Consider the following 13,041-nt stretch of genomic DNA (forward strand, 5'->3'; position numbering starts at 1 on the left):
GTCAGGCCTTAGGCTGGAACGCCAGCCTTGGCGGCGGTGGTTTCCATCGCGGTGATCGCCGTCTCGTTGCGCGGGCGGGCCATGACCCGGCGCAACATCGGCTCGAAGAAATCAAGCGATAGCGTGTCGTAATCAGGATCGAACGCGGCCTGATCGTACTTCGCGCAGAACTCGGCGCAGGCATCGAAATGGGGGCTTTCGCGGTACTTCTCGCGCACGTTGCGATCGATGCCGAGGTAGTGGAAGTAGTAGTATCCCTGGAACGCGCCGTGGTTCTTGCAGATCCAGTGCTCTTCCTCGCTCACGAAGGGCTGGAGGATCGCGGCGGCGATTTCAGGGTGATTGTACGAACCCAGCGTATCGCCGATATCGTGCAGCAGCGCCATCACAACATAGCTTTCCGGGCGGCCATCGCGGTGGGCGCGGGTGGCGGTCTGCAGGCTATGGGTCAGGCGGTCGATCGGAAAGCCGCCGAAATCGCCATCGAGCAGCTTGAGGTGCGCCAGCACGCGGTCCGGCAGACCCGCGGCAAAGCCGACATAGTCGCGCGCGATGATCGACCAATCTTCCTGCGTGCCTTCTTCCATCGAATGGAACTGCGCGCGCGCACCGGAATCGCCGTGATGATCCATGGTTCTCTCCCTTTTGCGGGGAAGACTAACCGGTTTGCGAGGCCGCGCAAAGCCCGCCTGTGGCGCTCTGCAAAACTGTGCGGTACACACCCCCCATGGCAATGAAGCTGCCGCTGCACCCCACGCCGTTCTTCGGCAACAAGAACCGCGCTTTCTGGCGCCTGCAGATGCTCGGCTGGGGCGGAGCGATGCTGCTGCGCGCGCTCTCCAGCCTTGCCAATGCGCAGCCGTGGTCGTTCCTGATCATCGTGCTGATCGCCACGATCACGGGCTTTTCGATCTCGCTGATCCTTTCGGTGATCTACCGTAACCTGATCAACCGCACGCCGCTGATCACCTGGGGGATCACCTCGGTGGTGCTGGCGGTGGCGGTGGGGCTCTATGCGTTCATCGATTCGTGGGTGATCAGCCTCTATCGCACCGATGGCGATTCCGGCTTTGCCCAGCTGTTCCTCGGCGTGTTCTACCTCGATCTCACGCTGCTCGGCGCGTGGTCAGCGCTGTACTACGCGATCAATTTCTACGTGCAGGTGGAAGAGCAGAACGACCAGCTGATCCGGCTGGAAGCGCAGGCCACCTCCGCGCAGCTCGCCATGCTGCGCTATCAGCTCAATCCGCACTTCCTGTTCAACACGCTGAACTCCATCTCCACGCTGGTGCTGCTGAAGCAAACCGAGCCTGCCAACGCGATGCTCAGCCGCTTGTCCTCGTTCCTGCGCTACACCCTGATCAACGAGCCGACCGGCCGCGTGACGGTGGCGCAGGAGATCGAGACGCTGAAGCTCTACCTCGATATCGAACGGATGCGTTTCGAGGAACGGCTGGGCACCGAATTCCGCATCGACGAGGATGCCTCTCCGGCCCTCATGCCTTCGCTGCTGCTCCAGCCGCTGGTGGAAAACGCGATCAAGTATGGCGTCAGCCCGCTGGAGGAAGGGGCCACGATCACCATCGCGGCGCAACTCGTCGGCTCGGTGCTGCGGGTCACCGTGTCCGACACCGGCCCGGGCTTGCAACCGGGCACCGACCCCTCGACATTGTTTGGCGTGACCAGTTCTCCCATGGATTCCACGCGCGTCGGCCTCGCCAATATCCGCGACCGGCTTGCCCAGGCTTATGGCGAGAACCAGCGGTTCGAAATCGGCGAGCGGCCGGGCGGAGGCTTTCAGGTGGTGATCGAATTGCCCTTCGAAGCAAAAGAAGCGCCAGCCTCCGCACAGTCCGCCTCGCTCGTCCCACAGCAAAGGTAGCGCATGACCATTCGCACGATCCTCGTCGACGACGAGAAGCTCGCCATCCAGGGTCTTCAGCTGCGGCTGGAAGCGTTCCCCGATGTCGAGGTGATCGACACCTGCTCCAACGGACGCGAGGCGATCCGCAAGATCAAGACCGAGAAGCCCGATCTGGTGTTCTGCGATATCCAGATGCCCGGCTTCGACGGGTTCAGCGTGGTCAGCGGCGTGATCGAGATCGATCCGCCCTTGTTCGTCTTCGTCACCGCCTATTCCGAACATGCGATCCGCGCGTTCGAGGCCAATGCGGTGGACTATCTGCTCAAGCCCGTCGAACCCGCGCGCCTCGCCGATGCGCTCGATCGCGCGCGCACGCGCCTTGCCGAAAAGCGCGGGCTGGAAGAGGCGGAGAAGCTCAAGACGGTGCTGGCCGAAGTCGCCCCCGATGCGATGGACGGCATTCCCGACGAAGCCGAACCCGCCGTGGGCCGGTTCGAGAAGCTCATCAACATCAAAGATCGCGGCCAGATCTTCCGCGTCGACGTCGATACGATCGAGCGGATCGAGGCGGCGGGCGATTACATGTGCATCTATACCGGCGACAATTCGCTGATCCTGCGCGAAACGATGAAGGACCTCGAACGCCGCCTCGATCCGCGCGTGTTCCAGCGCGTCCACCGCTCGAAAATCGTCAACCTCGACCGGGTGCGGCAGGTGAAGCCGCACACCAACGGCGAATGCTTCCTCGTGCTCGACTCCGGCTCGGAAGTGAAAGTCTCACGCTCCTACCGCGATGTGGTGGCGCGCTTCGTTCACTGACGTTTGGTACTGATGCTCGACAGCGGGATCGGGCCTAGCTAGTCCCGCTGCATGACGGATTTTTCCATTCCCGGCTTCGATCTGGAAGCTTTCGTGGCCGCCACCTTGGCCGAGGACCTTGGGCAGGGCCTCCCCGGCGGCGGGCATGACGTGACGTGCGAGAGCGTGATCCCGGCGGATGCGCGCTTTGCCGGGGTGATGGACAGCCGCGATGCGATCACCGTCTGCGGCCTGCCCATTGCCGCAGCGTTCTTCCGCGCGCTCGATCCGGCGATGGAAATCGAAGTGCTGGTGGATGAAGGCGCGCGCGTGGAGCCCGGCTCGGCGCTGATGCGGCTCACCGGCTCGGCGCGCGCGATGCTGACGGCGGAGCGCAGCGCCCTCAACACCGTGCAGCACCTCTCGGGCGTCGCCACGCTCACGCGCCAATATGTCGATGCGATGGGCGAGACCAAGGCGCGCCTGCTCGATACGCGCAAGACGATCCCCGGCCTGCGCCATCTGGAAAAGTACGCGGTGCGCACCGGCGGCGGGCACAATCACCGCATGGGCCTGTGGGACGCGGCGATGATCAAGGACAACCACGTGCTCGTGGCAGGCGGCGTGGGCGAGGCTGTGCGCCGCGCGCTGGCAGCCGGCGTGCGCGAGGTGATCTGCGAGGTTGACCACCTCGACCAGATCGAACCCGCGCTGGAAGCAGGTGCTACCCGCCTCCTGCTCGACAACATGGGGCCGGACTTGCTGCGGCAGGCCATCGCGCTCGTGGCGGGGCGTGTCCACTGTGAGGCTTCGGGCGGTGTGCGCCTCGATACCATCGGCGCCATTGCCGCCTCGGGCGTGGACTACGTCTCGGTCGGCCGCCTCACGCAGAGCGCGCCTGCCGCCGATATCGGGCTGGATTTCACGCCGCTGTGAAGTGGGCACGGGCGCTTTCTGCCGCGCTGGGGCTACTGCCGCTCGCAGCTACCTTCCCGGCACAGGCCGAAGTACCTTCCTGCCGCTTGCCGCCGCAGGTCACGGCCCCGGCGCTGCCCGCGCCCGATGGTCCGCGCCGGGCGCTGCCCATCGCGGGCTATACGCTCGCGCTGAGCTGGTCGCCCGAATACTGCCGCACGCGCGGTCGTGATCCGCGCGCGGCGTTCCAGTGCGGGGGTGAACTGGGGCGGTTCGGCTTCATACTCCACGGCCTCTGGCCTGAATCGAGCCCCGGCCAATGGCCACAATGGTGCGCGGCGCGCCCGGTGCCCGCCGAAACGGTGCGCCGCAACTTGTGCCTGATGCCCTCGCCCGATCTCATCACGCACGAATGGGCCAAGCACGGCGCCTGCATGGCGCGTACGCCTGAAGGCTATCTCAGGGCCAGCGCCGCGCTGGTGGGTTCGCTGCGCTTTCCCGACATGATTGGCCTCTCGCGCCGCCCCGGCCTGACTGCGGGAGACTTGCGCGCGGCATTGCGCAAGGCGACGCCGTTCCTCCCCGTAAGCGCCATCCGCGTGAAGGCGAATCAGCGCGGCTGGTTGCAGGAACTCCACGTCTGCTATGACAAGGGCTTCATGCCCGCGCCTTGCGCCGACCGGGGAGCCGAAGACAGCGCTCCGCTGAAGATCTGGCGCGGCAGTTAACGGCGTTCGCGGAAAAAATTCCTGAGCATCTCTGCCGCCTCACTCTCGCCAATGCCGGAATAGACCTCCGGCCGGTGCAGGCAGCCCGGCGCATCGAACACTTTTGCGCCGTGCTCCACCGCGCCGCCCTTGGGATCGCTGGCGGCATAATAAACCCGCGCCAGCCGCGCATGGACGATGGCGCCCGCGCACATCGCACAAGGCTCCAGCGTCACCCACAGATCGCAGCCGGTCAGCCGCTCCTGCCCCAGCATCGCTGCGGCGGCGCGAATCGCGAGGACTTCGGCATGGGCGGTGGGATCATGGTCCTCACGCGGGGTATTGTGCGCGGCGGCGATGATCTGGCCGTCCTTGACGATCACCGCGCCGATGGGCACTTCGCCCGCAGCGGCGGCCTGCGCGGCGGCATCGAGCGCGGCGCGCATGGGTTCGGGAAGGGGCCAGCGGGTCATGCCATGCGGGCTAGCGCGCATTGGGCGGCGCGCGCAACGTGCGAATCCTTGACTTTGCATTCCGGATCGGCAAGAGCGCGCCCTTCCCGATCCATGATCGAACCCATTCTAGCGAGTTTTCAGCCATGTCGCGTATCTGCGAACTGACCGGTAAGGGCCGCCAGGTCGGCCACAATGTGAGCCACGCCAACAACAAGACCAAGCGTCTGTTCCTGCCCAACCTGCAGAACGTCACGCTGATGTCGGAAAAGCTGGACCGCAGCTTCAAGTTCCGCGTTTCGACGCACGGCCTGCGCTCGGTCGAGCACAACGGCGGCCTCGACAACTGGCTTCTCAAGCAGTCGGACGCCAAGCTCAGCCCGCGCGCCCTCAAGGTGAAGCGCGAGCTGTCCAAGGCTGTTGCTGCCTGATTGATCTGACTGGCGGTGTTTGCCGCCAGTGAGTGCTGAACGGGCCGGGGTCTAACGGACTTCCGGCCCGATTCGCAGCTTGAGCAGAAGCGTTCGCTGCGCCCAGATCATCTCGTTGCTGTCCGAAAGGAGCCAGACCATCTGGCTGCCATCGGCCTCGCGCGTCACGGTCATCCCCTCATAATTGTCGCGAAGGCGCGGATCGGCGATTCGTGCGATCACCCTTGGCGTGATCACCGCACCGGGCCGCACCTCTTCGGCTGCGAAGACCGCGATGACCGAGCGGAACCCGGCGAGGGTGAAATGCCGCCCCAGCACGAGCACGCGCCCATCGGGCATCTGCGCCAGTTCGCTTGGCCGGTAGCCTGCGGGCATGACCAGTTCGAAGCGGGCGGGGCTCTCACCAGACCGGGGCACGCCGGGGAACAGCAGCCCCGGATGGCGCGCGCGGTCCAGCCAGTGGGCATAAGTCTCGCCCACAATCATCGTCCGCCCATCGGCCAGCCGCGTCATCGCCTCCGGCCCCTGATTCTCTGGCCATTCGGCCAGCGCCGGGATCGCTATCCGGCTCCGCCGCGTCAGGTCGGGGCTGTAGCGTTCCAGCATCGGTGCTTCTTCGTAGGCCACGATCAGGTCGCCGGTCGGCGGATCGACCGCCATCGCCTCGGCATCCGTGGCATAGCGGTATTTGCGCCAGTTCAGGTGGACGAGGCGCGTCAGCCGGGCATGCCACGGGCCGGGCAGATCAGGCCGCGCAAACCACAGCACCCCGCCCCGGTCGCCCACGGCGACAAAGCCGCCCCGCGTCTACGCCAGACTGGACAGGGTGGAGAGGTTGCGATCTAGCCCACGAATCTGCCACGCACCGAGAAGCTGGAGGGCGCCGGTATCGGGCTGGCTCCGGCCCAGCGCGGGCATCAGATCGACAAGCTGGATCGCCCCGCCCTGCGCCCTTACCGGCGCTATCCCGCGCAGCCACACTGTCGGCACGAGCGCGAGGATCAGCAGGGCCAGTTTGAGCGCGCGCATGGCCGAGCGGCCTGCCACAGCGGGCCGGGCCTGACCAGTGCGCGCGGGCCCTGTCAGGCGGGCACGAACTTCAGCGCATCACCATTGATGCAATAACGCTTGCCCGCGGGCGGCGGGCCATCATCGAACACGTGGCCAAGGTGTCCGCCGCAGCGGATGCAGTGGACTTCGGTGCGCGTCATTCCGAACGAGGTATCGCTCGACGTGCCGACGCCGCCCTTGATGGGTGCCCAGAAGCTGGGCCAGCCGGTACCGCTGTCGAACTTGGTGGAAGAGGCGAACACGGCGGTGCCGTCCGCCGCACAGGTGAACGTGCCCTTGCGGTGTTCCTTGAGCAGCGCCGAGGTGAACGGACGCTCGGTCCCTTCCTCGCGCAGGATATAGTATTGCGCCGGGGTCAGCAGCTTGCGCCATTCCGCTTCGGTGTGGCGCAGCGGGAAGGTGCCCTTGCGCGTTGCGGCGGCGGGCGATCCGCAGGCCGCCGCCGTCATGGCCGCCGTGGCGGTGAGGAAGGCGAGGAAATTGCGGCGCGAGGGGTTCATGGCGTCCGGTTCATCAGAAAGGATCATGCCCTGTCATCCCCTGCCTGCCACGCTGGTTCAAGTTGCCATTGGTGAGGGGATAGTCCCGCCAGATGGGCCGGGGAGGGGGGCGGGGTAACCCACCGGCGGGACCCCTGCTTCCTAACCCTGTCTACCTGAACCGAATCTGACCGAATCGGATAGGTTCCGTTCAGCGTTTCTCCAGCACCACTTCCATCTTGCGGAAGCCATGGACGAAGTTGGCGCGCACGCGCTTCACATCGCCCGCCACGCGCACGCGCATCCGGCGCTCGTGCATTTCTTCGAGCAGCACGCGCAGTTGCAGTTCGGCCAGCCGCGCACCGACACAGCGGTGGACGCCGTAGCCGAACGCGAGGTGGCGGCGGGCGTTTTCGCGAGTCACGATCAGCTTGTCGGGGTTTTCGAATACAGTCTCATCGCGATTGGCCGAAAGGTACCACATGACTACCTTGTCACCCGCCTTGATCTGCTGCCCGAACAGCTCGTTGTCTGCCGTGCAGGTGCGGCGCATGTGCGCCAGCGGGGTCACGAAGCGCAGGCATTCCTGCACCGCATTCGGGATCAGCGACGTATCGGCTTCAAGCAGCGCGCGCTGATCGGGGAACTGATCAAGCGCGTGGACGATGCCCGACATCGTGTTGCGCGTGGTATCGTTGCCGCCCACGATCAGCAGCACGAGATTGCCCATGAATTCCAGCGGGCTCATCGTCGCCATCGCGGGTGAATGGATCATCATCGAGATGAGATCGGGCGTCGGCGCCTGGCCCATGCGCTCCATCCACAGGCCCTGGAAATAGCGCGCCATTTCCGAAAGGATTTCAAAGCGCTGGTCGGACAGTTCCGGCGCGAGGGTCAGTTCCACATCGCCTGCCCAATCGGACCAGAAGGTCAGGAGGCGGCGGTCCTTCCACGGAAATCCGAACAGGATCGCGAGCATCCCGGTGGTCAGCTCGATCGAGACCTTGTCCACCCAATCAAACTTTTCGCCCCACGGCAGGCTATCGAGCACTTCGCCGGTACGTGCACGGATTTCCGCTTCCATCCGCGCGATTTCGGCGGGGGTGAAGGCGGGCGCGACGGTGCGGCGCTGGCCGGTGTGCTCGGGCCGGTCCATCGCGATGAACATCGGCATCTGGCGCGCGGCCAGCGTGGCCGGGTCCATCCCGGCGGGCGGATCGCCGATGGTGATGCCGCCGTGCTGCCAGCCGGAGGAATAGAGCTCGGGCAGCGATTCGACGTGCTGGATCGCCTTGTGCGTGGTGACGTTCCAGTAATCGCCATAAGGCGTGCCGGTCACCTTGTTGATCGGTGCCTTGGCGCGCATCTCGGCAAAGATCGGGCCCCATCGGTCCTCGACATAGATCGAGGATGCACTCACGTCCCACGGCTGGGTGTGGACCGGCGCGGCTTGCGGATTGGCGGCGAGCCATTCCTCGTAGGCCTCGATCGCGGTGGGCGAGGAGCGGTAGGTGAACGGGGCTTCGGGCGCGAGCTGCGTGGCCATGGCAATCCTTCCGATGCGGGCGGCTCGTGATCGGCCGCTCTTCAAACGGAGGATACTATCCTTGCAACCTACACTCCTGTCAATAAGCTAGCGGCTGCACGCAACGCTTATCGTGCGGTGACAGCAGCCGGACGCCGCAGCCAGCCGCGCCGCCCGCGCGCCGGGCCCGACTTCATCACCGTGCGGCGGAACAATTGCGCCCCCACGCGGATGATCACGCCGACCCACACCGCCTGCCACACCAGCGCCAGCAGATGCGGCCACAGCACCGGCGATTGCGCCGCCTGCGCGAGCATCGCGAAAGGCGAACTGACCGGGAAGACCTGACTCGCCGTCTCGATCCACGTGCCAGGGCGGGCGAGGGCGTAGCTGGCGAAGAAGAACACCATGAGCTGCATCATCGTGACCGGCATCGAAAGCGTCTGCACCTCGCGCACCGTGGTCGCCATGCCGCCGATCGAGAGGAACAGCGAACCCAGCAGCAGATAGGCCATCGCAAAATAGAGGAAGCCGAGCAGGCAGAACATCGGCCAGCCGACAGCAGGCGTCGCCAGCAGCGGGATGGACTTCATGCCGCCGAGCATCAGCGCACCATAGACCGAGCCCCAGACCGCAATGCCGACAAGGCTGACCGCGAGCATGGCAAACAGCTTGCCAAGGAACAGCGCGTCCATCGGGATCGACGCGGCGAGCACTTCGATGATCTTGTTGGCCTTTTCCTCGACGAGATTGGACAGGACCATACCCGCCAGCAGCATCGTGAGGAGGAACAGCAGCACTTGCCCCGCCTGCGCCGTCACCGCCAGATCGACATGCTGCTTGGCCGCCGTCATCGCGATCTTGTCGGCCGTCACTTCGGGATATGTGCGCGGACCCGCAGACCCGGCTTCTGCCGCGATCAGCGCAATCTGTCCGCGCCACTGATCGACGCGTTCGGTCGTCGCCGTCAGCACGGGCTTGTCCAGCGTGCCGGTCACCACGGCGGCCAACTGCGGCGCGCCTTTCACGCCCTTGCTCGCCAGCACCGTGCGCGCATCGAACGTCTCGCCCGGCTCCAGCCGCGCCAGCACGGTGTATTCGGGCACGAAGCCCGCCATTCTCGGCGCAAGACCATTGCGCGCGGCGACCAGCGAATCGCCTTGGTGCGCGGGCATGGCAAGGCCGATCACCGGCGTATCGAGATCGCGTGAGACTTGCGCGCCGATGGCCCCAGCCATCGCCCCGATGAACACCGGAAACAGCGGACCGATCAGAAAGAAGATGAAGGTCTTGGAAAAGATCACCGCGCAGAAATCGCGGCGGGCGATCACCCAGGCGGCGGCGAGATGGTTGCGGAGCATCAGCGGCGACCCTTCTTTTCAGTGGCGCGTTCGGCTTCTTCCTGCGCCGATTCCTCCAATGCGCGAGCCGCAGCTTCGCCAGCGATGGAGACGAACGCATCGTGCAGGCCGGGGCGCTCGATGGAGAGGCTGAGGATCCCGGCATCGCCTTCGATCAGCGCACGCAGCAGCGGCTCGGTCCCGCTTTCGGGCAGGGTGAAGTGCCAGAAGCGGCCTTCGCGGCGCGCTTCAGCAGGCAGCGCGGCCCGCCACGCTCCGTCTGCGGCGCGCGTTTCGAGGCGGACTTGCGGGCGCAGGCGATCCCGCGCAGTGTCCACCGGACCGGCAAACGGCACCTTGCCCCCGGCGATGATGGCGATCTGGTCGCACAGCCGCTCGGCATGGGCGATCACGTGGGTGGAGAAGATCACCGTGGTGCCGCGCTCCGCGAGGCTGCGGATCATCCGCTCCAGCTTGCCCTGGTTGAGCGCGTCGAGGCCCGAGAACGGCTCGTCGAACACCACCAGATCGGGTTCGTGCACGAGCGTGCCGAGCAGCTGCACCTGCTGCGCCATGCCTTTTGAAAGCTGGCGGATCTGCCGGTCAGCCGCATAGCCGAGGCCGTGCTGTTCGAGCAGTTCACGGCCCTTGCGGCGGCCATCCTTCAGCGGCACCCCGCGCAGCGCAGCGAGGAACGCGATGGCCTCGGTCGCCTTCATCGCCGGGTAAAGCCCGCGCTCTTCGGGCAGATAGCCGATGCGGCGAGCCACTTCGGTCGGGCGTTCATGCCCCAGCACGCGGCGATAGCCCGAATCGGGGTCGATAATGCCCAGCAGCATACGCAGCGTGGTCGTCTTGCCCGCGCCATTGGGGCCAAGGATGCCGTAGATCGCGCCGCGCGGCACCGAAATGTCCACGCCGTCGACTGCCGTGAAGCCGTCGAAACGTTTGACGAGGCCGCGAGCCTCAATTGCGAGTTCAACAGAAGGTGCGTTGTCCAGCACGGGCGTCCCGGTAAAGGAGGCAAAGGGTTCGATCTTCATGGCGTATGCCGTTAACCGTAAGCAATGAACGAGGGGCGCAGCAAGTATGGTTAACGGCGCGGAAACCAGCCTCGCCGGGCGCATTAGGCAGGAGGCCGCGCGGCTCGGCTTCGCGGCCTGCGGGATCGCGCCCGCCGCCGATGATCCGGTGCGCGCGGCGCGGCTGGAAGAGTGGCTGGCAGACGGCAACCACGGCTCGATGGAGTGGATGGAAACCCGCCTCGATCACCGGCGCGGCCCGCAATCGCTGTGGCCCGCCGCGCGCAGCGTGATCGCGCTGGGGATGAGCTATGCCCCTGCCGCCGATCCGCTGGCATTGGCCGCCGCAAAGGACCGCGCGCGCATCTCGGTCTATGCGCAAGGCGCGGACTATCACGACGTGGTGAAGCGCGCGCTGAAGGCGGTGGCGCGGTGGATCGTGGCGGAAGTGCCCGGCAGCGAGGTCAAGGTCTTCGTCGACACCGCACCGGTGATGGAGAAACCGCTGGGCGAAGCGGCGGGGATCGGCTGGCAGGGCAAGCACACCAATCTCGTCAGCCGCAGCCACGGTTCATGGCTGTTCCTCGGCGCGATCTACACCACGCTCGATCTGCCGCCCGATGCGCCCCATGCAGACCGCTGCGGCACATGCACCGCCTGCCAGACGGCCTGCCCGACGGACGCCTTCACCGCGCCCTACCGGCTCGATGCACGGCGCTGCATTTCCTACCTCACCATCGAGCACAAGGGGCCGATCCCTGCGGAGTTCCGCCGGGCGCTGGGCAACCGCATCTATGGCTGCGACGATTGTCTGGCGGTCTGCCCGTGGAACAGCTTTGCGAGCACGGCGGCAACCAACAAGGCCTTCCTGCCGCGCGCCGAACTCGCCGCACCGCGCCTTGCCGAATTGCTCGCGCTGGATGACGCGGCCTTCCGTGCGCTCTTCGCCGGCTCCCCGATCAAGCGCATCGGGCGTGACCGGTTCGTGCGCAATTGCCTCTACGCTGCGGGCAACAGCGGCGAGGCCGCGCTGATGCGCCCGGTGCAGCGCCTGCTGGCCGATCCAGACCCTGCCGTGGCGGAAGCCGCCAGCTGGGCCTTGGACCGGCTGGCCGAGGCCCTAAATGTTACTGGGCCAGTTCCTTGAGCGGCGTGCTCGCGTCCGCCAGCTTCTCGGGCGCGATCACCGCCCCCGCTTCCACCAGCTTGCGGCCCTGAACATAGTCTTTGACCATGTTGACGCAATCGAGCGCGATCACCTTGCCGGCCTTGAGGTAGATCGCCGAAAAGCTGCGCGTGGCCGGATCGCCGCGCGTGACCACCGTATCGTGCCCGGTCGAAAGGCCGACGGGCTGGAGCTTGAGGTCATACTGGTTCGACCAGAACCACGGCACCGCGTGGTAAGCCGCTTCCACGCCGCAGATCGTTTTGGCCGCTACGGTCGCCATGTCATTGGCGTTCTGCACCGATTCCAGCCGGATCACCGCGCCATCGGCAAAGGCGTTGGCATGGGCGGCGAGGTCGCCGATGGCATAGACATCGGGCAGCGAGGTGCGGCACTGCGCGTCGACGTTCACGCCATTGGCCCCTTCCGCGCCCGCCGCGCGCAGCGGCTCGACGCAAGGGATGATGCCGATGCCGACGATGACGAGATCAGCGGGCAGAACGGTGCCATCAACCAGTTTCACGCCGGTGACTTTGCCGCCTTCACCCACCAGGCAATCAACCGCGACGCCGGTGCGCAGATCGACGCCGTGCGCGCGGTGGTCTGCCTCATAGAACGCGGACAGCGCTTCACCCGCCACGCGGGCCAGCACGCGCGGCAGCGCTTCGAGCAAGGTGACATGGCAATCGAGCTTGGTCAGCACCGCCGCCGCTTCAAGCCCGATATAGCCGCCGCCGATCACCACGGCGCGGCTGGCCCCGGCATCGAGCTCGCCCATCAGCCGGTCCACATCCGCGCGCGTGCGCACCGCGTGGACGCCCGCCAGATCGGCTCCCTCGCAGGTCAGCTTGCGCGGGTCACCGCCCGCCGCCCAGATCATGTGGCCATACTTGAGGCTGCGCCCATCGCTCAGTGTCGCGACATGCGCGGCGGCATCGAGCGCGGTCACTTCGGTGCCGAGCAGCATCGTCACCGCCTTGTCCGCCCAGAACGCTTCGGGGCGGATCATGATGCGGTCGAACGTCTTGTCGCGCGCGAGGTATTCCTTGGAGAGCGGCGGGCGCTCGTAAGGCAGCTCCGGCTCGCGCCCCACCACCATGATCGTCCCGGCAAACCCGTTCTGCCGCAGCGCGATTCCCGCCTGCGCGCCGCCGTGGCCCGCACCGACAATCACCACATCCGCCGCCAGATCCGTTTCGCTCATGCCCGCACTCCTTTTCGTGAGCGCGGATTTGGCGAAAACGGCGGCTGCGTCAACTGGCGCCGATGATA

Annotated in this window: 14 protein-coding genes and 1 pseudogene; 6 read left to right on the top strand and 9 right to left on the bottom strand. The window is 66.1% G+C overall.

What is annotated here, in order from left to right; genetic code table 11:
• Positions 1 to 8: 8 nt before the first annotated feature.
• A complete protein-coding gene (locus CFE35_RS03550) occupies positions 9 to 632 on the bottom strand; it encodes an HD domain-containing protein (RefSeq protein ID WP_292928027.1) in 624 nt (207 codons plus the stop codon).
• Between the two features lie 95 nt (positions 633 to 727).
• Between CFE35_RS03550 and CFE35_RS03555 the strand changes: the two genes are divergently transcribed.
• Genes CFE35_RS03555 through CFE35_RS03570 form a run of 4 tightly spaced genes read left to right on the top strand, consistent with a single transcriptional unit; the run spans position 728 to position 4,305 of the window.
• A complete protein-coding gene (locus CFE35_RS03555; RefSeq protein WP_292928029.1) occupies positions 728 to 1,882 on the top strand; it encodes a histidine kinase in 1,155 nt (384 codons plus the stop codon).
• Between the two features lie 3 nt (positions 1,883 to 1,885).
• Positions 1,886 to 2,683 carry a LytTR family transcriptional regulator DNA-binding domain-containing protein gene (locus CFE35_RS03560; protein WP_292928031.1) on the top strand — a complete coding sequence of 266 codons (798 nt, stop codon included), beginning with the start codon at positions 1,886 to 1,888 and terminating at the stop codon, positions 2,681 to 2,683.
• Positions 2,684 to 2,734: 51 nt separating this feature from the next.
• Entirely contained in the window at positions 2,735 to 3,598 is an 864-nt protein-coding gene (nadC, locus tag CFE35_RS03565; protein WP_292928033.1) for a carboxylating nicotinate-nucleotide diphosphorylase, read from the top strand.
• Positions 3,595 to 4,305, top strand: a complete 711-nt coding sequence (locus CFE35_RS03570) for a ribonuclease T2 (RefSeq protein WP_292928035.1) — start codon at positions 3,595 to 3,597, stop codon at positions 4,303 to 4,305. The genes nadC and CFE35_RS03570 overlap by 4 nt, the downstream gene beginning before the upstream one ends.
• Here the strand turns inward: CFE35_RS03570 and CFE35_RS03575 are convergent.
• On the bottom strand, positions 4,302 to 4,757 hold the full coding sequence (locus CFE35_RS03575) for a nucleoside deaminase (RefSeq protein WP_292928037.1): 456 nt from the start codon (positions 4,755 to 4,757) through the stop codon (positions 4,302 to 4,304). The genes CFE35_RS03570 and CFE35_RS03575 overlap by 4 nt on opposite strands.
• Positions 4,758 to 4,882: 125 nt before the next feature.
• Between CFE35_RS03575 and rpmB the strand changes: the two genes are divergently transcribed.
• Positions 4,883 to 5,167, top strand: a complete 285-nt coding sequence (rpmB, locus tag CFE35_RS03580; protein ID WP_292928039.1) for a 50S ribosomal protein L28 — start codon at positions 4,883 to 4,885, stop codon at positions 5,165 to 5,167.
• A 51-nt stretch (positions 5,168 to 5,218) separates the two neighbouring features.
• Here rpmB and CFE35_RS03585 read toward each other — a convergent pair.
• The 6 genes and pseudogenes from CFE35_RS03585 to CFE35_RS03610 form a co-directional block, all read right to left on the bottom strand.
• A pseudogene (locus tag CFE35_RS03585) lies at positions 5,219 to 5,956 on the bottom strand (esterase-like activity of phytase family protein); the annotation flags it as partial.
• Positions 5,957 to 5,974: 18 nt separating this feature from the next.
• On the bottom strand, positions 5,975 to 6,196 hold the full coding sequence (locus tag CFE35_RS03590) for a hypothetical protein (RefSeq protein WP_292928041.1): 222 nt from the start codon (positions 6,194 to 6,196) through the stop codon (positions 5,975 to 5,977).
• A gap of 53 nt (positions 6,197 to 6,249) precedes the next feature.
• On the bottom strand, positions 6,250 to 6,765 hold the full coding sequence (gene msrB, locus CFE35_RS03595; RefSeq protein ID WP_292928043.1) for a peptide-methionine (R)-S-oxide reductase MsrB: 516 nt from the start codon (positions 6,763 to 6,765) through the stop codon (positions 6,250 to 6,252).
• Between the two features lie 163 nt (positions 6,766 to 6,928).
• Positions 6,929 to 8,263 (bottom strand): cytochrome P450, encoded by a 1,335-nt coding sequence (locus tag CFE35_RS03600; protein ID WP_292928045.1) that lies wholly within the window; start codon positions 8,261 to 8,263, stop codon positions 6,929 to 6,931.
• Positions 8,264 to 8,370: 107 nt separating this feature from the next.
• The gene (locus tag CFE35_RS03605; protein WP_292928047.1) at positions 8,371 to 9,603 is read right to left on the bottom strand and encodes an ABC transporter permease; all 1,233 of its coding nucleotides are present in this window, start codon (positions 9,601 to 9,603) and stop codon (positions 8,371 to 8,373) included.
• Positions 9,603 to 10,625: an ATP-binding cassette domain-containing protein gene (locus CFE35_RS03610; RefSeq protein ID WP_292928048.1), complete on the bottom strand. Its 1,023-nt coding sequence runs from the start codon at positions 10,623 to 10,625 to the stop codon at positions 9,603 to 9,605. The genes CFE35_RS03605 and CFE35_RS03610 overlap by 1 nt, the downstream gene beginning before the upstream one ends.
• Positions 10,626 to 10,671: 46 nt before the next feature.
• Between CFE35_RS03610 and queG the strand changes: the two genes are divergently transcribed.
• Positions 10,672 to 11,751, top strand: a complete 1,080-nt coding sequence (gene queG, locus CFE35_RS03615; RefSeq protein WP_292928049.1) for a tRNA epoxyqueuosine(34) reductase QueG — start codon at positions 10,672 to 10,674, stop codon at positions 11,749 to 11,751.
• Here the strand turns inward: queG and CFE35_RS03620 are convergent.
• Positions 11,732 to 12,973 carry an FAD-dependent oxidoreductase gene (locus CFE35_RS03620; protein WP_292928050.1) on the bottom strand — a complete coding sequence of 414 codons (1,242 nt, stop codon included), beginning with the start codon at positions 12,971 to 12,973 and terminating at the stop codon, positions 11,732 to 11,734. The two genes, queG and CFE35_RS03620, sit on opposite strands and share 20 nt — an antisense overlap.
• Positions 12,974 to 13,041: the final 68 nt, after the last annotated feature.

The organism is Novosphingobium sp. PASSN1, from assembly GCF_002278815.1.

Bases quoted from the DNA above. Each gene is read 5' to 3' on its own strand.
- CFE35_RS03550 (WP_292928027.1), bottom strand. From the start codon at position 632: ATGGATCATCACGGCGATTCCGGTGCGCGCGCGCAGTTCCATTCGATG.
- CFE35_RS03555 (WP_292928029.1), top strand. From the start codon at position 728: ATGGCAATGAAGCTGCCGCTGCACCCCACGCCGTTCTTCGGCAACAAG.
- CFE35_RS03560 (WP_292928031.1), top strand. From the start codon at position 1,886: ATGACCATTCGCACGATCCTCGTCGACGACGAGAAGCTCGCCATCCAG.
- nadC (WP_292928033.1), top strand. From the start codon at position 2,735: ATGACGGATTTTTCCATTCCCGGCTTCGATCTGGAAGCTTTCGTGGCC.
- CFE35_RS03575 (WP_292928037.1), bottom strand. From the start codon at position 4,757: ATGACCCGCTGGCCCCTTCCCGAACCCATGCGCGCCGCGCTCGATGCC.
- rpmB (WP_292928039.1), top strand. From the start codon at position 4,883: ATGTCGCGTATCTGCGAACTGACCGGTAAGGGCCGCCAGGTCGGCCAC.
- CFE35_RS03590 (WP_292928041.1), bottom strand. From the start codon at position 6,196: ATGCGCGCGCTCAAACTGGCCCTGCTGATCCTCGCGCTCGTGCCGACA.
- msrB (WP_292928043.1), bottom strand. From the start codon at position 6,765: ATGATCCTTTCTGATGAACCGGACGCCATGAACCCCTCGCGCCGCAAT.
- CFE35_RS03600 (WP_292928045.1), bottom strand. From the start codon at position 8,263: ATGGCCACGCAGCTCGCGCCCGAAGCCCCGTTCACCTACCGCTCCTCG.
- CFE35_RS03605 (WP_292928047.1), bottom strand. From the start codon at position 9,603: ATGCTCCGCAACCATCTCGCCGCCGCCTGGGTGATCGCCCGCCGCGAT.
- CFE35_RS03610 (WP_292928048.1), bottom strand. From the start codon at position 10,625: ATGAAGATCGAACCCTTTGCCTCCTTTACCGGGACGCCCGTGCTGGAC.
- queG (WP_292928049.1), top strand. From the start codon at position 10,672: ATGGTTAACGGCGCGGAAACCAGCCTCGCCGGGCGCATTAGGCAGGAG.
- CFE35_RS03620 (WP_292928050.1), bottom strand. From the start codon at position 12,973: ATGAGCGAAACGGATCTGGCGGCGGATGTGGTGATTGTCGGTGCGGGC.